Origin of the sequence: Chromobacterium sp. LK11, assembly GCF_001043705.1 — a bacterium.
Taxonomy (GTDB): domain Bacteria; phylum Pseudomonadota; class Gammaproteobacteria; order Burkholderiales; family Chromobacteriaceae; genus Chromobacterium; species Chromobacterium alkanivorans.
The window spans coordinates 140010-162457 of record NZ_LDUR01000015.1 but is presented as its reverse complement, the minus strand read 5'-3'; the positions used below and the strand labels follow the sequence as shown (position 1 = coordinate 162457).

The 22448-nt window shown below is 64.4% G+C and carries 20 protein-coding genes and 1 riboswitch; of the genes, 14 read left to right on the top strand and 6 right to left on the bottom strand.

Features of this window, described 5'->3' with window-relative positions; translation table 11 throughout:
* A partial coding sequence (locus tag VK98_RS24425) for a calcium-binding protein (protein ID WP_197083024.1) occupies positions 1–727 on the top strand: 727 nt, incomplete at its 5' end.
* A 50-nt stretch (positions 728–777) separates the two neighbouring features.
* Here the strand turns inward: VK98_RS24425 and VK98_RS10735 are convergent.
* Entirely contained in the window at positions 778–1959 is a 1182-nt protein-coding gene (locus tag VK98_RS10735) for a DUF1501 domain-containing protein (RefSeq protein ID WP_048414011.1), read from the bottom strand.
* An 11-nt stretch (positions 1960–1970) separates the two neighbouring features.
* A complete protein-coding gene (locus tag VK98_RS10730; protein ID WP_231589251.1) occupies positions 1971–3458 on the bottom strand; it encodes a DUF1800 family protein in 1488 nt (495 codons plus the stop codon).
* Positions 3459–3631: 173 nt separating this feature from the next.
* A riboswitch (TPP riboswitch) is annotated at positions 3632–3726 on the top strand.
* Positions 3727–3776: 50 nt separating this feature from the next.
* Between VK98_RS10730 and VK98_RS10725 the strand changes: the two genes are divergently transcribed.
* The 4 genes from VK98_RS10725 to VK98_RS10710 are packed head-to-tail and all read left to right on the top strand — an operon-like array spanning position 3777 to position 7852.
* Positions 3777–4793 carry a thiamine ABC transporter substrate binding subunit gene (locus VK98_RS10725; protein WP_048414010.1) on the top strand — a complete coding sequence of 339 codons (1017 nt, stop codon included), beginning with the start codon at positions 3777–3779 and terminating at the stop codon, positions 4791–4793.
* Positions 4790–5338: a GNAT family N-acetyltransferase gene (locus tag VK98_RS10720; protein ID WP_053077333.1), complete on the top strand. Its 549-nt coding sequence runs from the start codon at positions 4790–4792 to the stop codon at positions 5336–5338. Before VK98_RS10725 ends, VK98_RS10720 begins: the two co-directional genes overlap by 4 nt.
* On the top strand, positions 5338–6891 hold the full coding sequence (locus tag VK98_RS10715) for an iron ABC transporter permease (RefSeq protein WP_048414009.1): 1554 nt from the start codon (positions 5338–5340) through the stop codon (positions 6889–6891). The genes VK98_RS10720 and VK98_RS10715 overlap by 1 nt, the downstream gene beginning before the upstream one ends.
* Positions 6884–7852, top strand: a complete 969-nt coding sequence (locus VK98_RS10710) for an ABC transporter ATP-binding protein (RefSeq protein ID WP_048414035.1) — start codon at positions 6884–6886, stop codon at positions 7850–7852. The genes VK98_RS10715 and VK98_RS10710 overlap by 8 nt, the downstream gene beginning before the upstream one ends.
* Here VK98_RS10710 and motA read toward each other — a convergent pair.
* Both motA and VK98_RS10700 read right to left on the bottom strand, forming a co-directional pair.
* Entirely contained in the window at positions 7836–8696 is an 861-nt protein-coding gene (motA, locus tag VK98_RS10705) for a flagellar motor stator protein MotA (protein ID WP_048414008.1), read from the bottom strand. The two genes, VK98_RS10710 and motA, sit on opposite strands and share 17 nt — an antisense overlap.
* Before the next feature lie 93 nt (positions 8697–8789).
* A complete protein-coding gene (locus tag VK98_RS10700) occupies positions 8790–9119 on the bottom strand; it encodes a hypothetical protein (RefSeq protein ID WP_048414007.1) in 330 nt (109 codons plus the stop codon).
* 261 nt (positions 9120–9380) lie between these two features.
* On the opposite strand from VK98_RS10700, the gene VK98_RS10695 reads away from it, so the two are divergent.
* The 7 genes from VK98_RS10695 (at position 9381) to VK98_RS10665 (ending at position 17109) form a co-directional block, all read left to right on the top strand.
* Complete coding sequence (locus VK98_RS10695; protein WP_197083023.1) at positions 9381–10313, top strand: N-acetylmuramoyl-L-alanine amidase; 933 nt, start codon at positions 9381–9383, stop codon at positions 10311–10313.
* A 389-nt stretch (positions 10314–10702) separates the two neighbouring features.
* Positions 10703–11053 (top strand): hypothetical protein, encoded by a 351-nt coding sequence (locus tag VK98_RS10690; protein ID WP_156187821.1) that lies wholly within the window; start codon positions 10703–10705, stop codon positions 11051–11053.
* 356 nt (positions 11054–11409) lie between these two features.
* Positions 11410–11934 carry a fimbrial protein gene (locus VK98_RS10685; protein WP_048414004.1) on the top strand — a complete coding sequence of 175 codons (525 nt, stop codon included), beginning with the start codon at positions 11410–11412 and terminating at the stop codon, positions 11932–11934.
* A gap of 311 nt (positions 11935–12245) precedes the next feature.
* Positions 12246–14669, top strand: a complete 2424-nt coding sequence (locus tag VK98_RS10680; RefSeq protein ID WP_048414003.1) for a fimbria/pilus outer membrane usher protein — start codon at positions 12246–12248, stop codon at positions 14667–14669.
* A 16-nt stretch (positions 14670–14685) separates the two neighbouring features.
* Positions 14686–15420: a molecular chaperone gene (locus VK98_RS10675; RefSeq protein WP_048414002.1), complete on the top strand. Its 735-nt coding sequence runs from the start codon at positions 14686–14688 to the stop codon at positions 15418–15420.
* Positions 15421–15450: 30 nt separating this feature from the next.
* Positions 15451–16464, top strand: a complete 1014-nt coding sequence (locus tag VK98_RS10670; protein WP_082158901.1) for a fimbrial protein — start codon at positions 15451–15453, stop codon at positions 16462–16464.
* Positions 16465–16581: 117 nt separating this feature from the next.
* The gene (locus tag VK98_RS10665) at positions 16582–17109 is read left to right on the top strand and encodes a fimbrial protein (protein ID WP_048414000.1); all 528 of its coding nucleotides are present in this window, start codon (positions 16582–16584) and stop codon (positions 17107–17109) included.
* Between the two features lie 68 nt (positions 17110–17177).
* Here VK98_RS10665 and VK98_RS10660 read toward each other — a convergent pair whose 3' ends face one another.
* On the bottom strand, positions 17178–18047 hold the full coding sequence (locus tag VK98_RS10660; RefSeq protein ID WP_048413999.1) for a D-alanyl-D-alanine carboxypeptidase family protein: 870 nt from the start codon (positions 18045–18047) through the stop codon (positions 17178–17180).
* A gap of 223 nt (positions 18048–18270) precedes the next feature.
* On the opposite strand from VK98_RS10660, the gene uvrB reads away from it, so the two are divergent.
* A complete protein-coding gene (gene uvrB, locus VK98_RS10655; RefSeq protein ID WP_048413998.1) occupies positions 18271–20283 on the top strand; it encodes an excinuclease ABC subunit UvrB in 2013 nt (670 codons plus the stop codon).
* 57 nt (positions 20284–20340) lie between these two features.
* Here uvrB and VK98_RS10650 read toward each other — a convergent pair whose 3' ends face one another.
* Positions 20341–21312, bottom strand: coding sequence for a bile acid:sodium symporter family protein (locus VK98_RS10650; RefSeq protein ID WP_048413997.1), 972 nt, complete (start codon positions 21310–21312; stop codon positions 20341–20343).
* Positions 21313–21406: 94 nt separating this feature from the next.
* On the opposite strand from VK98_RS10650, the gene VK98_RS10645 reads away from it, so the two are divergent.
* On the top strand, positions 21407–22330 hold the full coding sequence (locus VK98_RS10645) for a LysR family transcriptional regulator (protein ID WP_048413996.1): 924 nt from the start codon (positions 21407–21409) through the stop codon (positions 22328–22330).
* Positions 22331–22448 lie beyond the last annotated feature (118 nt).

Here is a 22448-nt window from a genome sequence, read left to right as displayed (position 1 = left end):
GGATGAACTGGTGTTCGGCGCCGACATCAAGGAAAGCGATATCCAGGTGCTGCGTAGCGGCAACGACATGGTGTTCCGCCATATCAACGGCCAGGACAGCGTGACGGTGAAGGATTGGTTCGGCGATCAGCTGAACTGGATCGAACAGATCACCTTCGCTTCCGGCGTGAAGTGGACGGCTGAACAGCTGATGAAGCAGGGCGTGCCCTTGTTGGGCACCGAGCTGGGCGATACGCTGCGCGGCGGCGCGCTTGACGATTGGCTGGTCGGCAACGGCGGCCATGACGCGCTGTACGGCGGCGAGGGCAATGATCTGTTGGTCGGCGGCCGCGGCAACGACGTACTCGAGGGCGGCAACGGCAACGACACCTATCTGTTCGAGCGCGGCGATGGCCAGGATGGCATCACCGACACCGGCGGTCAGGACGTGCTGAAGTTCGGCCAGGGCGTCAATGCCGATCAGCTGTGGTTCAAGCGCCAGGGCGCCAGCCTGGAGGTCAGCGTGATAGGCACCGATGACAAGGTGTCGATCAATAACTGGTTCGGCAATGCCGCGAACCAGATCGAGACTCTCCAGTCCGGCGACGGCAAGGCGTTGGCGGCCAGTCAGGTGCAGGCGCTGGTCAACGCGATGGCGGCGTTCAATCCGCCGGCCGCGGGCCAGGTCAACCTGCCGGACAACTACCAGGCGGCCTTGCAGCCGGTGTTGGCGTCCAGCTGGAAGTAAATCGCTGAGTTGATCTCTGTAGACGGCCGGCCCTCAGGGGCCGGCTTTTTTCATGTCTTGAGAATGGGCAGGGGGGCGAAACGGCCGCCCAGCACATTGCGGGCGTCCTTGCCCCACCAGCTCTGGATGGCGGTGGCGTAGACCTGGCGGAAGTCGATGGCGCAGGGTAGATTGCCGTCGTCGACGCCGGCCAGCGGCGGGCTTTGGCCGTACAGGCCGCCGCGCACACGGCCGCCGGCGGCGAAATGGACGTTGGCGGTGCCGTGGTCGGTGCCGCGGTTGCCGTTTTCGCGCGGACGGCGGCCGAATTCGGCGTAGCTGAGCACCAGGGTGTCGTCCCAGCGCCCTTGCGCCTGCAAGCGCGCGCGCAGCAGGGCGATGCCGTCGGCCAGTTCGCCGAGCAGCCTGGCCTGGGTGGGAAGCTGGTTGCCGTGGGTGTCGAAGCCGGTCAGCGTGATGCGGGCCACGGCGATGGACACGCCGCGCGACAGGGTGTCGGCCAGGGTGGAAACGGCCTGGGCGAAAGCTCCGGCCGGCCGCGGCGCGGCCATAGGCGAATCCGCCGCGGCCACGGGCTTGGCCGGCTGGCCCAGCTCGGCGGCGGCCTGGCGGATGTCGCCCTCCACTTTGAGGATGTGGCCCAGCGCGCCGTTGGCGCCGGCGCGGCCCTGGTCCGCCGCCAGCTTGGCCTGGCGCGCGAAATCTTGCGGATTGCTCAGCACCACCGCGCGCGCGCCGCCGTCCAGCGGACCCAGCGCCTGGCTGGACAGCACCACGCCGTCGGCGGCGAAGCCGCGCGGCGTCGGCTGTTCGCGGAACAGCCGGCTCAACCAGCCCTCGCTCAGGTATTGCTGGCTATTGGACGCGGTTTCCCAGATTTCGATGGAACGGAAGTGGGACAGGTTGGGGTCGGGATAGCCAACGCCTTGCAACACCGCCAGTTCCTGTTGCTGCCACAGCGGGAGCAGGCCGGCCATGGCCGGGTGCAGGCCCAGGCGTTCGTCCAGCGGCAGCACTTGCTCGCGGGGAATGGCGATGCCGGGGCGCAGCCGGTAATAGTCGGCGCTGGCGTAGGGGACGATGGTGTTGAGGCCGTCGTTGCCGCCTTTGAGCTCGATCAGCACCAGCAGGCGCTGATAGCCGGCCGGCGCCAGCGCCCAGCTCAGATTGGGCAGCACGGACACCATCAGGCCGCCGGCCATGGCTTTGAGAAATTGGCGTCGCTGGAACATGGCGGGACCTCTCAATGGACTTGGTAAACCGGGTCCAGCAGCAGCGGGGCGATGGCTTGCGCGCCGCTGAGGGAGTCGGGCAGGGGATTGGCCGGCGGCAGCGCCAGCAAGAATTTGGCGGCGTCCTGAGCGCTGCGGATCTGATAGATGGCGCTCCATTCGTCAGGCTGCAGCTTGAGCGAGCGCAGACCGGCGGCCGCCAGCCGGTTGATGCGCGCCTCGCGGCCTTGCATTTCGTTCATGCCGCCGTCCGGCAGCGCAAAGGCGTTGCGCGCTGGCGCGGCGTCGCGGGCGATGCGGTCCAGAAACTGTTTGCGGCTCAGCAAGGTGGCGCTGTTGATCCAGGCTTCGCCGCCCGGCCAGCCTTTGACGTTGGGCGGCGCGAACACGTCCTGGCCCAGTTGGCGGTTGAGCCCGGCCAGCGCGCGCCAGTCCGGCGGGCTGAGGTCGAAGGTGACCAGCGTGCCTAGGGTCAGTTCCAGCGGCGACTTCACCAACTGGCCCTGGCTGTTCCAGAACTGGGGGCTCAGCAACATCGCGCGCAGCAGGGGCTTGATTTCGTAGCGGCTGTTGCGGAAGCCGGCGGCCAGCCGTTTGACGGCGGCAGGGTCCGGCTGGGGCGAAATGAAGGCCTTCCACAGCTTGGCGGTGATGAAGTCGGCGACGGCCGGCTGTTGCAGCAGCAGGTCCAGCACGGCGTCGCCGTCGAAATCGCCGCGCTGGCCGAAGATCAGCTTGTCGCCGTCGTCGTGCAAGCGCGGGCGCTTGACGAAGCGCTCGTCGCGATCCAGCCCCCAGCCGGTGAAGGCGCGGGCGGCTTCACGGATGTCCTGTTCGCTGTAATGGCCTTCGCCCAGGGTGAACAGCTCCATCACTTCGCGCGCGAAGTTCTCATTGGGCTGGCCCTTGCGGTTATTGGCGGTGTCCAGATAGCGCATCATCGCTGGATCGCGGGCGACGGCGTGCAGCATGTCGCCGAAATTGCCCAGCGCGTATTGGCGCAACAAGAGGTTTTGTCGATACATCAGTTGCGGCGAGCGCACCTTGTCCAGCGCGGAGACGAAGTGGTTGTGCCAGAACAAAGTCATTTTTTCGCTGAGCGGCGACGAGGTGTAGCGCATCTCGTTCAGCCACCAGCCGCTCAGTTCCACCGCGTGCTCGGCGCGCAGCTTTTGCAGCGCTTTCTTCTCGTCCTCGCTCAGATTGGGTTGTCCCGGCCGCTCGAAGGCTTCGTCGACCCAGGCCGGCGGCGGCGTGGCGGCGCTGGCGCGGGTATTGGCCAGCAACCGGTCCACCGCGGCTTCGCGGCTCAGCGGCGCGTAGACGGCGATTTGCGCCGGGTTGGCGCCGAAACCGGTCCGGGACAGCAAGTGGCGCGCGCCGGCGACGCCGATGCCGGCCTGGGCCAGCGCCGGCAGGCAGAGCGCGGCCAGCAAGAGGGCGGACGCGGCGCGGCGCCTGGCCTTGGCGATGTCAGGGATGGCGGACGCCGCTGTCATCAGCGATCGGCATAGGGTCGGCATGGGGTTCAAACATGGTCTCCCGGGGCGCCCGGCGTGGGCGCAGGCATGCATTCAGCTTAGAAGGCGCTTGTCGTCGGCGTGTTAAGCCGCCGGCCGACTCTGTTAAAGAGTGTTGGCTGTCAGCGCGCGGCCGCTGCGGTATACTGGCGCGCTGTCACCAGGGGTGTCCGCGGCGCGGGCTGAGAAAATACCCTGCAACCTGATCTGGGTCATGCCAGCGGAGGGAGCGTGATGCGCGGGCGCGGCCCGCATTCCGCTTGCTCCGGCCAATTGTCATTGTGTACGGAGATGTCCATGAAGTGTTTTCCCTCTTTGATCGCAGCCGCGCTGGCGGCCGCCAGCCTGAGCGCGTCGGCGGCGGAGTTGCGCGTGCTGTCGCACAGCTCGTTCACGGTGTCCAAACCCTTGCTGGCCGAGTTTGAAAAACAGAACGGCGCCAAGGTGTCCATCATCAAGGCCGGAGACGCCGGCGAGATGCTGAACAAGCTGATCCTGACCAAGGCCAATCCCATCGCCGATGTGGTGTTCGGCATCGACAACAGCCTGATCGGCAAGGCGCAGCAGGCCGGAGTGCTGGCGCCGGTGCCGGCGGCGCTGGCCCAGGGCGGCAAGGCCGTCCTGCCCGGCGCGGTGAGCATAGATTACGGCTACGTCACGCTCAATTACGACAAGGCCTGGTTCGCACAGCGCCAACTGGCGCTGCCCAAAACGCTGGAGGATTTGACCAAGCCGGCCTACAAGAACCTGCTGGTGGTGCAGAATCCGGCCACTTCCAGCCCGGGCCTCGCCTTCATGCTGTCCACCGTCGCCGCCATGGGCGAGGACAAGGCCTTCGCCTTCTGGGGCCGTTTGCGCGACAACGGGCTCAAGGTCAGCAAGGGTTGGAGCGAGTCCTATTACACCGATTTTTCCAAGAACGGCGGCAGCCGGCCGCTGGTGGTCAGCTACGTCACCAGCCCGGCGGCCGAGGTGTTCTACAGCAAACAGAAGCTGAACGACGCGCCCACCGGCAATCTGCCGCTGAAAGGCGGAGTGTTCCGTCAGGTGGAGGGCGCGGCCCTGGTCAAGGGCGGCAAGGAAGCGGCGCTGGGCGAGAAGTTCATCGCCTTCCTGCGCTCCGAGGCGGTGCAGAAAGACGTGACCACCACCATGTGGATGTATCCGGTGATGGACAAGGTGGCCCTGGATCCGGTCTACCGTTTCGCCGAACAGCCGGCCGCGCACGACACCCCGGACAGCAAGGCGATCGCCGAGCGCTCGCGTCAGTGGGTGGCGCGCTGGACCAGGATCGTTTTGAAAGGCGGCCAATGATCCCCGATATCGAATCGCCGCGGCTGTTGCTGCGGCATCTGGACCCGCGCGTATTGCGCAGTTGCCTGGCCGGCGAGCCGGAGACGGCGGCCGAATGGCTGGGCGCGCCGCTGGCGGCGGCCTGGCTGGACGAGCAGGCGCTGATGGCCTTGCGCCTGGACGATATCGCCCAGGACCCGGCCTATGCGCCGTGGTCGGTGCGGGCGCTGTTGCGACGCGAAGACATGGCGATGGTTGGCCACGCCAATTTCCACTCCTTGCCCGGCCATCCTTATCTGGGCGGCTACGGCGACGTGGAGCTGGGCTATACGATTTATCCGGATTACCGCCGCCAGGGTTACGCCCGCGAGGCGGTGCTGGCGATGGGCGCCTGGGCGGCCCTGGCCGGCGCGACGCGGTTGGTGCTGTCCATCGCGCCGGACAATCTGCCGTCGCAAGCGCTGGCCGCCGGACTAGGCTTCGTCAAGGCGGGGCAGAGCGCGGACGAGGACGGGGTGGAGGATGTGTTGACCGCCCGTTGGCCGCTGAAGGGAACGCAGTCTTGATGTTGAGCCGTCGGAGCCGCCTGTTGCTGGCGGCGCCTCCCTTGCTGTTTTTGCTGGCGATGTCCGCCTCGCCGCTGGCGCGGCTGCTGCAGGAGGGCGGCGGGCTGCCGTCCTTCGGTTTGCTGAGCGATTCCTATCTGCGCTGGCGCATGCTGTGGTCGCTGCTGCAGGGCGGGGCGACCTGCGTGCTGGCCTTGCTGCTAGGCGTGCCGGCGGCGTGGGCGCTGGCGCGCTTCCGCTTCGCCGGGCGCGGCCTGGCGCTGCGCCTGCTGATGCTGCCTTTCGTGATGCCCACCCTGGTCGCCGGCGTCGGCGTGTTGGCGCTGTTCGGCCCGCAGGGCTTGAGCGGGCTGAATCTGCAGGACTCGCCCTGGCTGTTGCTGTACGGCAATCTGTTCTTCAATCTGCCGCTGGTGATTCGTGCCGCCGCCGACGGCTTCGCCCAAGTGCCGGCCAGCCGGCTGGCCGCGGCCCGCAGCCTGGGCGCCGGCCGCTGGCGCGCGTTCTGGCGCGTGGAATGGCCGGCGGCGCTGCCCTGGCTGTTGCCCAATCTTTGCCTGGTCTTCCTGTATTGCTTCTCCGGTTTCGGCCTGGCCTTGCTGCTGGGCGGCCAGCGCTATGCGACGGTGGAAGTCGAAATCTACACGCTGGTGGCGTATGAGCTGAACCTGGCCGACGCCGGCGCGCTGGCGCTGCTGAGCCTGTTGGTGGCCGGCGGCGTCGCCGCGATCTACGCCTGGCTGGAGGCGCGGCTGGGCGTGCCGACGCCTTGCGAGCCGCTGCTCCCGGCGCCCGCGCGGACGTGGACGGAGCGGGCCTGGCTGACGGCGGCCCTCGCCATCTTGCTGGCCTTCGCCGGCTTGCCCTTGCTGGCGGTGCTGTGGAAAGCGCTGTCCGCGCTCGACGGCCTGACCGCGCTATGGGACGAGGAGCTGCGGCTGGCCTTGTTCAATTCGGCGCGCTTCACCTTGCTGACCGTGTTGCTGTCCGGCCTGCTGGGCCTGTGCCACGCGCTGGCCGCCGGGCGCTGGCTGTGGCTGCGGACCCTGGCGTTTCTGCCCTTTGTGGTGTCGCCGGTATGCGTGGCCTTTGGCCTGCTGCTGCTGTATCCGCGCTGGAGCGCAGATCTGAGCATGCTGCTGGCGGCCTATGTCTTGTTGGCCTATCCCTTCGTCGCCAAGGCCGCCGGCGCGGCGCTGGACGGCATGCCGGAACAGCTGGCGCAGGCGGCGCGCTCCTTGGGCGCCAGTCCCTGGCGGGCGTTCCGGCGGGTGATCTGGCCCCTGCTTCAGCCCGCCCTGCGGCGCGGCCTGGCCTTCGCCGCCGCCACCGCGGTGGGGGAGTTCGCGGTCACCTTGTTCCTGTCCCGGCCGGAATGGCTGACCCTGACCACCTTGATTTATCAGAAGCTAGGCCGGCCCGGCCAGGCCAACGCGGACGCGGCGATGTTGTTGTCGGGCCTGCTGATGGTGCTGGCGACGCTGGCCTTCGCCGTGATCGAAAGCGGCGCGGCGCGGCCGGGCGAACCGGAGAAAGGAGATGGGCGTGCTTGAGCTCAGAGCAATTGAAAAGCGTTTCGGCGCGCGGGTGGCGGCGGACGGCGTATCGCTGCAGGTGGCGGCCGGGGAGACCCTGGCCCTGCTGGGGCCGTCCGGCTGCGGCAAAAGCAGCTTGCTGAAAATCATCGCCGGCCTGCTGCCGCTGGACGGCGGCGCCGTTCGTTTCGACGGCGAGGACATCACCGGCCTGCCGCCGGAGCGGCGCGGCTTCGCGCTGATGTTCCAGGATTTCGCCCTGTTTCCGCATCTGGACGTGGCGGGCAATGTGATGTTCGGCCTGATCGAGCGCGGGCAGTCCCGAGCCCAGGCCGCCGGCGCGGCGGCGGCGATGCTGGAGCGGCTGGGGCTGGGCGGCTATCAGCGGCGCAAGGTCTGGACCTTGTCCGGCGGCGAGCAGCAGCGGGTGGCGCTGGCGCGCGCGCTGGTGACCCGGCCGCGGCTCTTGTTGCTGGACGAGCCGTTTTCCAGCCTGGACGCGCATTTGCGCGGCCAGCTGCAAGCGGAGTTCGCGCAGTTGCTGGCGGAGTCGGGGATACCGGCCATCCTGGTCACGCATGACCGGGAGGAGGCGTTCGCGATGGCGCACCGCGCCGCCGTGCTGCACCAGGGGCGCATCGTGCAATGCGCCGCGCCGCGACAATTGCTGGCCAGGCCGGCGAATGCGTGGCTGGCGCGCTTCATCGGCTATGAAAACGTGTTGGAGCACGCCGTGGTGCCGGGGCACGCGTTGCGGCTGGGGCCGCAGCAGCCGCTGGCGCGGATAGAATCGCTGACCTGGCTGGCGGACGGCGCCCGCGTTGAGGTGGCGGCGCAGGCGGGGCGGCTGTGTCTGAGCTTGTCCGCGCGCGAGGCGGCGAGCCTGGGCGCGGAGTTGCGGCTTGGCGGCGAGTTCGGCCTGGGGGTGGACGCCGCGGAACTGATTCCCTTGGCCAGCGAGTCTAGCGCAGGCTCTTGATGCGCTGCTCCAGCTCCTCGAATTCCGGCCGCTCGCTGGAAAACAGCACCTTGCGGCCGAACTCGATGGCGCTGGGCGGCGGATAGCCCTGCATGCCGGCCAGCAGCACGGTCTTGATGCATTGCAATTCCTTGCTGTCCTCGTCCAGCTTCTGTTCCAGCAGCGCGCCCAGCGGCGACACCATGCCGTAGGACAGCAAGATGCCGAGGAAGGTGCCCACCAGCGCCGAGCCTATCATGCCGCCCAGCACCGCCGGCGGCGCGCCGACCGAAGCCATGGTGTTGACCACGCCCAGCACGGCGGCGACGATGCCGAAGGCCGGCAAGGCGTCGCCCAGGCGCTGGATGGCGGCGATGGGCGCCATGCCTTCCTGATGGTGGGTGTCCAGCTCCACGTCCATCAGGTTTTCTATCTCGAAGGCGTTCAGATTGCCGCTGACCATGATGCGCAGGTAGTCGCGGATGAAGCCTAGCGCGTGGTGGTCGCCGGCGATGGCCGGATACTTGTTGAAGATCGGGCTCTGCTGCGGCGCGTCGACATCGGCCTCCAGGGCCATCATGCCTTCCTTGCGCGCCTTGACCTGCAATTCGTACAGCAGGCTGAGCAAATCCAGCGCGCGGGCCTTGTCGTGGCGCGAGCCCTTGAGCGCGGCGGGCAGCGCGCGCGCCACCGCTTTCAGGTTCTTGGTCTGGTTGGCGACGATGAAGGCGCCGAGCGCGCCGCCCAGGATCGCCATCATTTCGGTGGGCATCGCGGAGAGAATGGCGCCGATGGCGCCGCCGTGGAGCAGGAAGGCGCCGAAGATCATGCCGATTACGACGAGGTAGCCGATGATTACATTCATATGTGGTAGTCCCAAGCGAAGTCAGGCCGGCGCGATGCCGGCGCGCGGCCGCGGCGAGCGCGGCGCGTTTGCTAGATAAAGAAGGCGGAACGCTCAGATGCGAGGCGGCCGGCGCGGAGGCGCGTGCGGCAGCCGCAGGGGCAGGGCGTCTGTGTAGTCGGGCCAGTCCGGCTTCGCCGCGTTCGTCGTCATGACCGGGCTTGCGCTGGGCAAGGCCTGGCACTCTCCGCAACCGCTCGGACTGCCGGCGCAGTGCGCGTGGCCGCCGTTTGCCGCTGGCGTCGAGCCGGCGGCATAGGAGGAGCCGGCGCGGCTGAGCGCGCCGTCGGCGTGAGCGACGGCGCCGGCGAGCGGCAAGGCCTGGCAGAGGATGAACAGCAGCAGGGCCAGCCGGGAGATGAATTTGAACGCCGAAAGTCTCAATGCAGGTTTCCCATGAGTCGCAGCGCAATCTAAATCAGGATCGGGGGGCTGGCAAGCCTGGATTCATGGTTTGGCGCCAAGCCGCGGCGTTTTATATTAATTAAATAGCATTTATCATGCGATTATCGTAATTGGAACTATTTATTAGTCAAAAAGCTCTACCTTTGCAGCGTGCGCCGGGAAACGACCGCGGGCACGCCTGACGATAAGGTTGAATGGAAAATGATTAGCAGAAGACACATTTTGGGATGGACCGGGGCCTTGCCCCTGCTGGCACCGTTGGCGGCCAGCGCATTGAGCTCCGCTTGCGCCAGCGCGGCCGGAACGGCCAAAAGCTATCGGGTCGACGCCAGCCTGCTTTCCGAGAATCAGGATTCCAGGGTGCGCAACCTGGTCTTCCACTACACCGCCGTGCCCAATGGTCTGGCTTTGGAAATGCTGACGCAGGGTCAGCACGGCGCCAGCGCGCATTATCTGGTGCCGGACGCCGCGCTGCTGGGCATGTCCAACAAGGTGTACCAATTGGTGCCGGAGGAGCGCAGAGCCTGGCATGCCGGGCGCAGTTACTGGCAGGGGGACCGGTTGATCAACTCCAGCTCCATCGGCATCGAGATCGTCAACCTGGGGTATCCGTCGCCGGCAGAGGACGAACTGCCCTTGATGCAGCGGCAGTGGTTCGACTTCGACAAGGCGCAGGTTTCGGTTGTGGCGCAGTTGGCGGCGGACATCATCGCGCGGCATCAGATTCCGCCGCACAAAGTGGTGGGGCACTCCGACGTGTCGCCGGGGCGCAAGGTGGATCCCGGGCCCAAGTTCCCCTGGGAGCGTTTGTACCGCGACTACAATATCGGCGCCTGGCCGGAGCGCGAGGCGGTAGCGTTCTACCTGCGGCAGGCGCCTTATCGCGGCGACGTAAGGGGTTTGCAGAAACGCTTGCTGGATTACGGCTACGAAGCGCCGCAAACCGGCACGCTGGATAAGGAGAGCCAGGACGTGGTGGCGGCTTTCCAGATGCATTTCCGGCCCGCGCGCTACGACGGCGTGCCGGATGCCGAGACCTCCGCCATCCTGGACGCCTTGCTGGAAAAATACTTCGACCGGCCGCGGCCGGGACGGGCGCCCGGTTCGAAGCCGGCCGCGCCGACGAGAAAAGACAATGGGAAGGGCAGCGATACCTGGCCGCTGATGCCTTGACATCGCTCAGTCATTCGCCCCGGCGCTCGGGGCTGCGAAACCAAGGGACGGCTTGCCGTCCCTTTTTTGTCGCCGTCATTCCCTTGATCTGTTCCGCCCCCCCGCATTGGCCAACTTGAGTCGGCGGCGGACGCGCCCAGTTTGTGCCATAACGATAATCAGACGTCGTCATTTGATGTATTTAACTGTTTCCTGCTTAAACCGCCATTGATTAGTAAGAATGTGTTAATTCTAAAACAAAATAACTTGTAATAAAAACTATCAAATAGCCCTTTCAATTTAAATACCACTTGTACTAGAATGCAATTGAACCGGTTGAGCTTATAAAAAAAGCAGAAACCTAAAACTGATTGCTTACTAATTGCGGGATTTGGAAAGGAAGGTCGAAAATGAAACGTCTGCACGCACTTGGACTGGCAGCCCTGCTTTCCGCTCTTTCCACCGCAGCAATGGCCCAAGGCGGCCAAATCCATTTCTACGGCGCCATCGTTGAAGGCGGCTGCAGCGCCCAAACCCACGAAGTGGCCAGCGCCGACGCGGCCCGCGCGAAGCCGGCCCTTGAACTCAATCAATGCGCCAGCCCGGCCAAACTGACGCTGGACAGCGAAGCCGCCGCCCAGCAAGGCAAGATCGCCAGCCTGAACGTGCGCAAAGGCGAGAACCAGTTCAGCAGCCGCGATTTGCTGCGCAGCGCCACCGCTCGGGCCGGCGCGGTGAATCTGGTGGTCAACTACTTCTGATCGCAGTCCAAAACTGCTCAATAATTCAGCAAAAAACCCACACGGCATGATTCGTGTGGGTTTTCTTCATTTGAAGTGTTGTTTTATTGCAAATATCGCCCAATCCTTAACAAACCCCTGAAATAAAACAAATATTCAAGATTGATTCATCAAATCGTTTAAAGTCGACGAGGCGGGTTTTTGCGTACATTTTAAATAAAAAATTTAATATGAAACAAAAAAACCTACGCAATGAGTCGGCTTGCTACTATGCGTCTGCGTTCCAGTACTGCAGGTCAGCACTGGCGGATGGTCCGCGACGCGGCAAGCGAGGCTGCTGTGCGGTTTGAGAATGATTACCTTAGTCGGAGTCAAGAATGAAAAAATTTGTATTTGCTGGTTCCCTGATGGCTGTTGCCGCTTCCTCCATTTTCGCCGCCGCCGGCACCCTGGACGTTAAGGGCGAAATCGTTACCGCCGCTTGCGGTCTGGATTCCAAGAGCGTGAACCTGGAAGTGGGTCTGGGCAAAGTGCCGACCCACGTGTTCAAGAAAGTGGGCGACCGTTCGGCTCCGACCCCGTTCCAAATGACCCTGACCGACTGCACCACCACCACGCTGAAGACCGTGGCTGTGATGTTCTCCGGCACCGCTGGCACCAACAACGAACTGATGGCTCTGAAGAGCGGCGGCGCCAAGGGCGTGGGCGTTCGTCTGGTGAACACCAACAACGGCGACCAGATCAAGCTGAACCAGTACGGCACTGCTCTGAACCTGGTTGACGGCAACAACACCCTGAACTTCAGCGCCGCATACGAAGCCGACGGCAAAACCGGCGACGCAGTTGCCGTGACCCCGGGTCAAGCCGATGCCTTCGCCGTATTCGATCTGCAGTACAAGTAAGCCGCAGTTCGATTCAAAAACGGAACCACGCAAGGTTCCGGCCCCTGTTTCCTTGTGCCCTGACGGTCTCCTCGCCTAGGTGATGATCGGCCTGGTTTGTCCGCTGTCAGCAATGAGTAGTCTGCAAACCAGGGCATGAGGATAGTCATCTGCAAGCATTCCCCCAAGGCAAGAATATCTGCGCCTGACAAGCGGCGCGGCTTCGTCATTGCCTGACGGGACAGATTCAAGGCCGGCGCGTTTCGACGCGACGGCGTGTTTCAGGCAAGGCCGCCGCGGGCGGCGCGCACTTAATCGGGATATCGGCAGGCATGAACAAGCATCGCATTTACATTGTGGCAGTGGCGCTGACGCTCGGCCCTTGCATTGCGCATGCGGTGGAGTTCAACGACGCCTTTTTGCAGCTGGACCCGAGCAGCAGCGTGAGCCTGGAGCAGTTCGAGCAGGCCGGCTACATCGTGCCGGGCCGCTATATCGCCGACGTGTATTTGAACCAGCGCTTTTTGCAGCAGCTGGAACTGGATTTCCGTCCGGAAGGCGCGGATCAGACCGTGCGTCCTTGTCTGCCGCCGGAGTTGATCCGCCAGCTTGGCCTGCGTTCCGGCATTGTCTGGCCGCAGAACGAGCAATGCGTTGATTTGTCGGCGGTCAGCGCCGCCAAAGTGCGTTACAGCAAGAGCAACGCGCGCCTGGACATCTCGGTGCCGCAGGCGGAACTGGCGTATCGCGATGAAGACTACGCGCCGCCGGAAACCTGGAACGACGGCGTGCCGGCGGCGATGCTGGATTACCGCGTATTTTATCAGCGCACCGACAACGGTCTTGGCGCCAGCAGCAGCAAGACCACCAGCTACGGCGTGGCCGGCGCCAACGCCGGCCCCTGGCGTTTGCGCTCCAATTATCAATACGACGACAGCGCGACTAACCGCAGCCGTCTGAGCTGGAACAATACCCAGGTGTATCGCGATCTGCGCGGCATGCAGGCGCGCCTGACCCTGGGCGAAGTGTTCAAGACTTCCGAGATCTTCGACGCCTTCTCCATGCGCGGCGCCACGCTGAACAGCGACGACCGCATGATTCCGCAAAGCCTGCGCGGCTATGCGCCTCAGGTCAACGGCGTGGCCAAGACCAACGCCAAGGTGACCATCCGCAACCAAGGGCGGGTGCTCTATACCACCAATGTGCCGCCGGGCCCGTTTTCCATCCGCGATCTGAACAGCAGCACGCAAGGGCAGCTGGATGTGACCGTGGAGGAGGCCGACGGCAGCCAGCAAACCTTTACCGTCAACACCGCCTCGGTGCCCTTCCTGACGCGCAACGGCATGTGGCGTTACAAGGCCGCCATCGGCCAGGCGGATCAGAACGGCAGCGCGTCGCACCCGAGCGTGGCCAGCGCCGAGGCGTCTTACGGCCTGACGCAGACCTTGTCGCTGTACAGCGGCTTCATCGCATCCGCGGACTACCGTTCGCTGGCGATGGGCTTCGCCAAGGATCTCGGCAACTGGGGCGCTTTGTCCGCCGACGTGACCCAGGCCAACGCCCAGATGCGCGGCGGCCTGAACATGGCCGGCCGTTCTTACCGTTTCAACTACGCCAAGAAGTTCGAAAGCCTGGACGCGGATATCCGCCTGTTCGGCTACCGCTTCTCGGACCGCAACTTCCGTTCCTTCGGCCAATTCCTCAGCGATCTGGACGGCCAGAACTATATCAGCGACAAGCAGCGGGTGGGCATGACCGCCAGCAAGACTTTCGGCCAGACCAATGTGTTTCTGTCGGCTGAAAAATCCACTTATTGGAACGCCGCCGCCACCCAGCGCGTGGATCTGTCGCTGAGCCGCGACGTCAATATCGGCTCCTTGCGCAACGTCAGCCTCAATCTGTCGGTGCAGAACCTGCGCGACCAGACCGGCAGCAGCAACCGCGTTTACCTGGGCTTGAGCATGCCGCTTGAGAACAACCGCCGCATCGGCTACGACGTTCAGGGCAGCGCCGGCAACACCAATCACACCGTCCGTTACTCGGACAGCAGCAAGCCCAACCACAGCTACAACGTGGCGATGAGCGCGGACACCAACTCCGGCAAGCCCTTGGTGTCCGGCGATTATCATTACACCGGCCGCGTGATGCAGGCCGACGTGTCGGCCAGCAAGCAGCAGGGCGGTTACAGCAGCCTGTCCGCCGGGATGGGCAGCTCGCTGGTGCTGCACGCCGGCGGCCTGACCATGGGCAACAGCTACGGCGGCGAAACCCGCATGCTGGTGGACACCGACGGCGTGGCCGGCGTGCCGGTCTACGGCGTGTCGGCGCAGACCGACCGCAACGGCTACGCCATGCTCAGCAGCGTGGCGCCGTATTACAGCCAGGACGTGCGCCTGGACGACGACAATATGCCGGATTCGGTGGAAGCCAGTTCCGCGGTGCGCCGCGTGGTGTTGACCGAAGGCGCGGTGGGGCGCACCGAGTTCCCGGTCAAAGTGGGGCGCAAGGCCTTGCTGACGGTGCGGCTGCCGGATGGCAAAATGCCGCCTTTGGGCGCCACCGTGAGCGATGTGGCCGGCAAGCGCGACGTCGGCATGGTGGGCGACGGCGGCCTGACCTTCGTCACCGGCTTGAGCCCGGCGCCCAAGCTGGAAATTTCCTGGGGCAAGACGCGTTGCCGCGTGGACCCGCTGCCGGCCGATTACGATCTGAGCCAGGGCGGCCGCGACATGATGTGCACGCCTCTAGCAGAATAAAGAATAAGGAATCGATATGAACACTCTTCATCGCGCACTGGGGCTGGCGGGCGTGCTGGCCGCGCTGACCGCGCCGCTGGCGGCGCAGGCCAACATCCTGCTGGACCGCACCCGGATGATTTATCTGGAGCAGGACAAGAACGTCAGCATGGTGCTGAGCAACAAGAATCCGGAGCAGCCTTATCTGGTTCAATCCTGGCTCAGCGACGGCGAAGGCAAGCGTCTGGCCTCGCCCTTCCTGGTGTTGCCGCCGCTGCAGCGCATCGAGGCCGGCGAGAAGGGCGTGGTGCGCCTGAGCCGCATCCCCGACCCCAGCCTGCCGGCGGACCGGGAGTCGCTGTTTTATCTGAACGTGCAGGAAGTCCCGCCCAAGAGCGACAAGGACAATGTGCTGCAACTGGCGATCAAGTCGCGGATCAAGGTGTTCTACCGTCCCAAGGAAGCGCAATTGCCGCGCGGCGAAAACCCGGCCAACAAGCTGCAGCTGAGCTTCGACGCCGCCGCCGGCAAGCTGGTGTTCAAGAACCCCAGCCCGTACCACCTGACCCTGGTGGGCTTGGAATTGCCCGGCGACAAGAAGCCGCGCGATATGGACGGCCTGATGGTGCCGCCCAAGGGCGAGGCCAGCTTTGCGCTGAAGGCGCTGCCGGCCAGCCTGAAGCTGAGCAATATCAATGATTTCGGCGCTCAGGACACCTTTACCTTCGTTTGCGCGAATGGCAGCTGCCAGTACCGCGAAGACAAGAAATAATTGCGCAGGCGCACTGCGCAGGGAGAGCCCATGTTGAATCGTCGTTTGCCGCGTTTGCTGTTGATGGCCGCGCTGGCCATGCTGCCGGCCTTGAGTCACGCTTTGGCGTGCAAGGAAGGGGGGCGCAATGGCAGCGTGATGATTACCGAGGACATCGGCTCCACGGTGGCGGTGCCCATCACCTTGCCAAGCGGCGAGATCATCTGGCACTCCTCGGTGCGCACGGTCAATGTCTCTTGCTACAAGGACCATAATGGCTTGCGTGAGGCGGAGGAGGTGTTCTTCTATCCTAATCCGCGCAAGGACAGTTCTCCGCAAGGGGTGCAGTTTGGCGTGATGTATAACGGGCGGCCCAATTTCGACCCCAATCTGCGGATTGCGACGGGCCAGGTCATTCCGAAGTGCCCGTCCAATATCGCATTGAATCAGTGCCCGACAACGGATTTCTCCTTGAGCTTCCAGGTGGTGATCGCCACCAAGACGCCGTATCCCGGCAATGGGAGCGTCGGCAAGTCGCAGTTTGAGGTCTTGCAGTTCGACGGGGTCGGCGGGATCAACGACATCAAGGGCAGCAACTTGGTTTACAAGGTCACCGGCTTGGACAAGATCCGCTTTATCCAGTGCGCGGTGAAGGTCAGCCTGAATCCGGCAAGCAACGCTTTGGACTTCGGCAAAATCGCCAAAACCGTCAAGGGGCTCAACCCGGCGGTGCCGCGCAGGGACTTTGCCCTGAAGCTTGAGAAAACCTGCGACGACCCTGTCAAGGTCAACGGCTATTTCCGCGGCATCAACGGCAAGGCGGATACCTATACCGCCACCCTGGTGAAAAAGAAGGACAACTCGGATAGCGGGCTTGGCTTGCAACTGTTTTACGGCGACGGACGTCAGCTGCGGCTGGAGCAGTCGGAGTTCCTGGCGGAGTTTTTCAAGGGCGACCGTCAGAAAACCGTGCCGATGTTCGCCACCATCGTTCCCACCAATATGGGCAAGGTGGAAGAAGGCCCGTTCCAGGGCACGGTCAATATCGATCTGGATTATATCTGAGCGGCTTGAGCCCTCTGGTATGAGGGTGGCGAGACGGCGAACTGAATTGGCGTAAGAGCCTGTTCAAGGTATCGCTGAAGCGCAGCAGACTTTGAACAGGTTCTAAGGAGTGGAGCAATGAAATTCAAGGCTATGGTGCTGGCTTTGTCGCTGGCGGCGCCGTTGGCGCAGGCGGCGGACGGCACCTTGAACGTTTTCGGCGAGCTGGTGTTGAGCGCCTGCGGCCTGGATCCCAACTCGCAGAGCCTGGAAGTGGGCATGGGTCTGGTGTCCTCGCAGATGTTCCGCAAGATCGGCGACCGCTCCCGCCCGGTGGCGTTCGACATCCGGCTGACCGAGTGCTCCATCGACACCATGACCACGGTGGCGGTGCGCTTCAACGGAGAGGCCGACCGCGACAACGGCGAGCTGATGGCGATCAACGGCAGCGCCGCCGGCGTGGGCATCCGCCTGATGGGGCCGGGCGGCGGCGACATCGTGCTGGGCCAGTATTCGCCGCTGGTGGGTTTGACCAACGGCAGCAACACCCTGCGTTTCAACGCGATGTACGAATCTACCCGCGCGCCGGTGCCGCAGGGGCAGGAAGGCGGGATCAAGCCGGGTTCGGCCAACGGCCTGGCCCAGTTCGACTTGCGTTATATGTAAGCGAATGCAATGAAAACGGCCCTTCCGTCAGTTGACGGAAGGGCCGTTTTCGTTTGGAGGCGGCGGACTCAGCCGGCCAGCCAGCTGCCGGGATGCGCCTCCAGCCAGGTCTTGATGCTCTTGGCGTCGTTGACGCGGGCGGCGCTGCCGCCGGCGGCCAGCAGCACGATGATCAGAGGCTGCGAACCCACTGTGGCCTGCAACACCATGCAGCGGCCGGCCTCCTGGATGTAGCCGGTTTTTTGCAGGGAGATCTCCCAGTCGCCTTCGCGCACCAGCGCGTTGCTGTTCTTGTATTGCAGCACGCGGCGGCTGACCGATTGAATCTGATGTTTCTCCGTGGTGGTGAAGGCGCGGATCAGCGGATAGCCGTGCGCGGCGCGGACCATGCGGGCGAGGTCGGCGGCGGTGGAGGTGTTGCGCATGTCCAGGCCGGTGGCGTCGTAGAAGATGGTTTCGCTCATGCCCAGGCTGCGCGCCTTGCGGTTCATTCGCTCCACGAAGGTGGCGCTGCCGCCGGGCAGGGCGGTGCGGGCCAGCGTGGCGGCGGCGCGGTTTTCAGACGACATCAGCGCCAGCAGCAGCATTTCCTTGCGGCTGAGCGTGGTGCCCACCGCCAGGCGCGAGGAGGTGTTTTTCACCCGGTCGATCTCGGCGTCGGACACGGTCACCTCCTGGTCCAGCGAAGCGCCGGAATCCAGCAGCACCATCGCCGTCATCAGTTTGGTGATCGAGGCGATAGGCATGCGTTGGTGGATGTTCTTCTGGTACAAGGGTTCGCCGGAGATGCCGTTGAGCACCAGTACGGAATGCGAATTCAGCCGCGGAACGGACAGGTCGGCCATCTGCGAGGCCACCATCACGCTGGACGGCGAACCTGCCAGCACCGGCATGGCTAACGCCGCGGATACCAGCAGGCTTGCAATTTTCTTGATCATGCTTCACTCCAGGGAGAGCGGATATTGACGAATCTCGGACCGAAAAATAGGCTCGCGGCGTCTGCGCCGCAAGCCGTGTTTTATGCTCGGTCTGACTGTATTTTAAACAATGTTTTGACTGTGTATAGCCTGAATCGCAGCTTTTTTATATGCAGTCGCGTCGGGGGTGTGAACCAAGGGGGAAGCGCGTAGAATCAGGCTATCTCCTCCGATGTCTCGACCCATGCTGCGCACCTATCCCAACAGTCCGTTCAAACTGCATCAACCATTCGAGCCTGCCGGCGATCAGCCGGGCGCCATCGCCCAACTGCTGGAAGGGCTGGACGACGGCCTGTCCTACCAGACCCTGCTGGGGGTCACGGGTTCCGGCAAAACCTACACCATGGCCAACGTCATCGCGCAAAGCGGACGTCCGGCCATCATCATGGCGCACAACAAGACGCTGGCGGCGCAGCTTTACAGCGAGATGCGCGAGTTTTTCCCGGAAAACGCCGTCGAGTATTTCGTGTCTTATTACGATTACTACCAGCCGGAAGCCTATGTGCCCAGTCGCGATCTTTTCATCGAAAAAGACTCCAGCATCAACGAGCACATCGAGCAGATGCGCTTGTCGGCGACCAAATCCATTCTGGAGCGGCCGGACTGCATCATCGTCGCCACCGTCTCCGCCATCTACGGCATCGGCGACCCCTCCGACTACCATCAGATGATTCTGCATCTGAAGGAGGGGGAGACGCTGGCGCAGCGCGACATCATCAGCCGGCTGACCACCATGCAGTACGACCGCAACGACATGGACTTCGGCCGCGGCACCTTCCGCGTGCGCGGCGACGTGATCGACATCTACCCGGCGGAAAGCAGCGACACCGCGCTGCGCGTCAGCATGTTCGACGACGAAGTGGAAACGCTGACCCTGTTCGACCCGCTGACCGGGACGACCAAGCAGCGGGTGGGGCGCTTCACCGTGTTTCCGTCCAGCCACTACGTGACGCCGCGCGACACCGTGCTGCGCGCCTGCGAACATATCAAGGAAGAACTGCGCGAGCGCATCGAGCGCTACCAGAAAGACGGCAAGCTGGTGGAGGCGCAGCGCCTGGAGCAGCGCACCCGCTTCGATCTGGAGATGCTGTACGAGATGGGGTTTTGCAAAGGCATTGAAAACTACTCGCGGCATTTCTCCGGCCGCGGGCCCGGGGATCCGCCGCCTACGCTGATCGACTACCTGCCCAAGAACGCCTTGATGTTCATCGACGAATCCCATGTCACCGTGCCCCAGGTCGGCGCCATGTACAAGGGCGACGCCGCGCGCAAGGCCAATCTGGTGGAGTACGGCTTCCGCCTGCCGTCGGCCGCCGACAACCGGCCGCTGAAATTCCACGAATTCGAATTGCTGATGCCGCAAACCGTGTTCGTGTCCGCCACGCCGGCCAACTACGAGAAAGAACACGCCGGCCAGGTGGTGGAACAGGTGGTGCGCCCCACCGGCCTGGTGGACCCGGTGATGGAAGTGCGGCCGGTGGGCACCCAGGTGGACGACCTGCTGTCCGAGATCCGCCTGCGGATGGAGAAGGGCGAGCGCGTGCTGGTCACCACGCTGACCAAGCGCATGGCCGAGCAACTGGCCGACTACTACACCGAGCACGGCATCAAGGTGCGCTATCTGCACAGCGACATCGACACCGTGGAGCGGGTGGAAATCATCCGCGACCTGCGCCTGGGCGTGTTCGACGTGCTGATCGGCATCAATCTGCTGCGCGAAGGCCTGGACATCCCGGAAGTCAGCCTGGTGGCGATCCTGGACGCGGACAAGGAAGGCTTCCTGCGCTCGGACCGCTCGCTGATCCAGACCATAGGCCGCGCCGCGCGCAACCTCAACGGCAAGGCCTTGCTCTACGCCGACCGCATCACCGACTCGATGAAGCGGGCGATGGACGAGACCGAGCGCCGCCGCGCCAAGCAGATGGCCTTCAACGCCGAGCACGGCATTGTTCCCAAGGGCGTGGAGAAGAAGATCAAGGACATCATCGACGGCGTCTACAGCGTGGAGGACGAACGCAAGAAGCTGGTGGACAACGCCCGCGTGGCGATGATGGACGAAAAATCCCTGGCCAAGGAAATCAAGCGCCTGGAGAAGGAAATGATGGAGGCCGCGCGCAATCTGGAGTTCGAAAAGGCGGCCGGCCTGCGCGACCAGCTCAAGCACCTGAAGGAGCAGGCCTGGATCAACGACCTATAAGCGTCCCGGCCATGTCCGCGCAACGCCCCGCTCGAATCCGAGCGGGGCGTTGTCTTTTTAACGAGACTCCGCCGTCGGTTGCTGCCGGCGGTAGCGCTGCGCCAGCGCCGCGCAGGCCATCAACTGGATCTGGTGGAACAGCATCAGCGGCAACACGATGGAGCCCAGCATCGGCGCGGCGAACAGCACCTTGGCCATCGGCACGCCGCTGGCCAGGCTTTTCTTGGACCCGCAGAACACGATGGTGATCTGATCCGCGCGCGAGAAGCCCAGCTTGCGGCTCAGCAGCATGGTGATGGCCAGCAGCAGGCCGAGCAGCACCAGATTGACCAGCAACAGCGCGGCCAGCGCCTGCGGCGGCGTCTGCCGCCACAGCCCGCTGATCACCGCGGCGCTGAAGGCGGTGTAGACCACCAGCAGGATGGAGCCCTGATCGACGTAGCGCAGCAGGCCCTTGTTGCGGTCCACCCAGCCGCCTATCCAGCGCCGGGCGATCTGGCCGGCGACGAAGGGCAGCAGCAATTGCATCACGATGTCCAGCACCGGCCCCCAGCCCTGGCCGGCGCCGTGGTGTTTGACCACCAGCAGGCTGACCAGCAGCGGCGTGATGAAGATGCCCAGGATGTTGGAGGCGGTGGCGCTGCAGATGGCGGCAGGCACATTGCCCTGCGCCATGGAGGTGAAGGCGATGGACGACTGCACGGTGGAAGGCAGCATGCACAGATAGAGCACGCCCAGGTAGAGCTCAGGCGTCAGCAGCGGCTGCAAGGCCGGTTGCAAGGCCAGGCCGAGCGCCGGAAACAGCAGGAAGGTGCAGCCCAGCACCAGCAGGTGCAGCCGCCAATGCGCGGCGCCGGCCAGCACCGCCTCGCGCGACAGCTTGGCGCCGTGCAGGAAGAACAGCAGCGCGATCGCCAGATTGGTGACGAGGTTGAACGCGGCGGCGACGTCGCCGGAGCAGGGCAGAACGGAAGCCAGCGCGACGGTGGCGAGCAGGGACAGGGTGAAGGCGTCGAGTAGTTTGGGCATGGGGCGATGCGGCGATGGCAGGGAAGCCGCTATTGAACCGCAGCGCAATTGAGAATACAAATGCATTTATCTGATCTATTCATGAGTAATTGATATGAATGTGACTTTGCGCCAATTGCGGGTCTTCCAGGCCGTGATCGAACTGGGCGGCTTCAGCCGCGCCGGCGACGCGCTGGGCTTGACCCAGCCGGCGGTCAGCCGCGCGGTGAGGGAGCTGGAGCAGGCCTTGGACTTGCGCTTGTTCGACCGCACCACGCGCGAGGTGGAGCCCACCGCGGCGGCCCGCCGGTTGCAAGGGAAGCTGATGCGAGTGCTGGAAGCGCTGCAAGAAGCCTTGAGCGAAGCCCGGATGGAGGGCGCGCAGGCCCACGGCGTGGTGCACGTGGCCAGCAGCCCCACCTTGTCGGCCAGCCTGATGCCTTTGTTGATCGCGCGTTGCCGGCGGCTTTACCCGCAACTGCGGCTGGTGCTGCACGACCAGGTGCAGCGGCTGAACATCGACGCGGTCGCGAGCGGGCAGGTGGATTTCGGCCTGGTGGTGGAGCCCGACGCGGCGGCGCCGCTGGAAAGCGAGCCCCTGCTGGAGGACGACTTCTGGCTGGTGTGCCGCAAGGACCACGCCTTGGCCGGCCAGGCGGCGGCGCATTGGGCGCAGCTGGACGGCCAGCCGCTGGTGTTGCTGGATCACAGCTCCGGCAGCCGTCGGTTGATCGACGAACTGCTGGCCCGGCACGGCCTGGCTTGCGAAGTGGCGCAGCAATTGGGGCATTCCCAATCGGTGTTCCGCATGGTGGCGGCCGGCTTGGGCCTCAGCGTCACGCCGGGGCTGGCCATGCCGCCGCCCGCCGGCTGCGGCCTGAGCGTATTGCCGCTGCTGCCGGTGGAAACGCGCCGCATCGTGCTGATCAAACGGCCCAATCGCTCCTTGTCGCCGCTGGCGCGCAAGGTCTGGCAACTGGCGCTGGAAATGCGCGCGGAGTTGGCCGCCGCGGCGCGGCCGGCCGCCTGGGGAGGCTGAGTCCGCCGGGGGATGTCGGGCGCGCCGGCTGGAAAAGACGGAGGCCGCGGGCTATTTAAATACTAATAGGGGCAAAAACGGGACCCGGATCGCCGTGCGGCGTAGAGCTGCGCCGCGC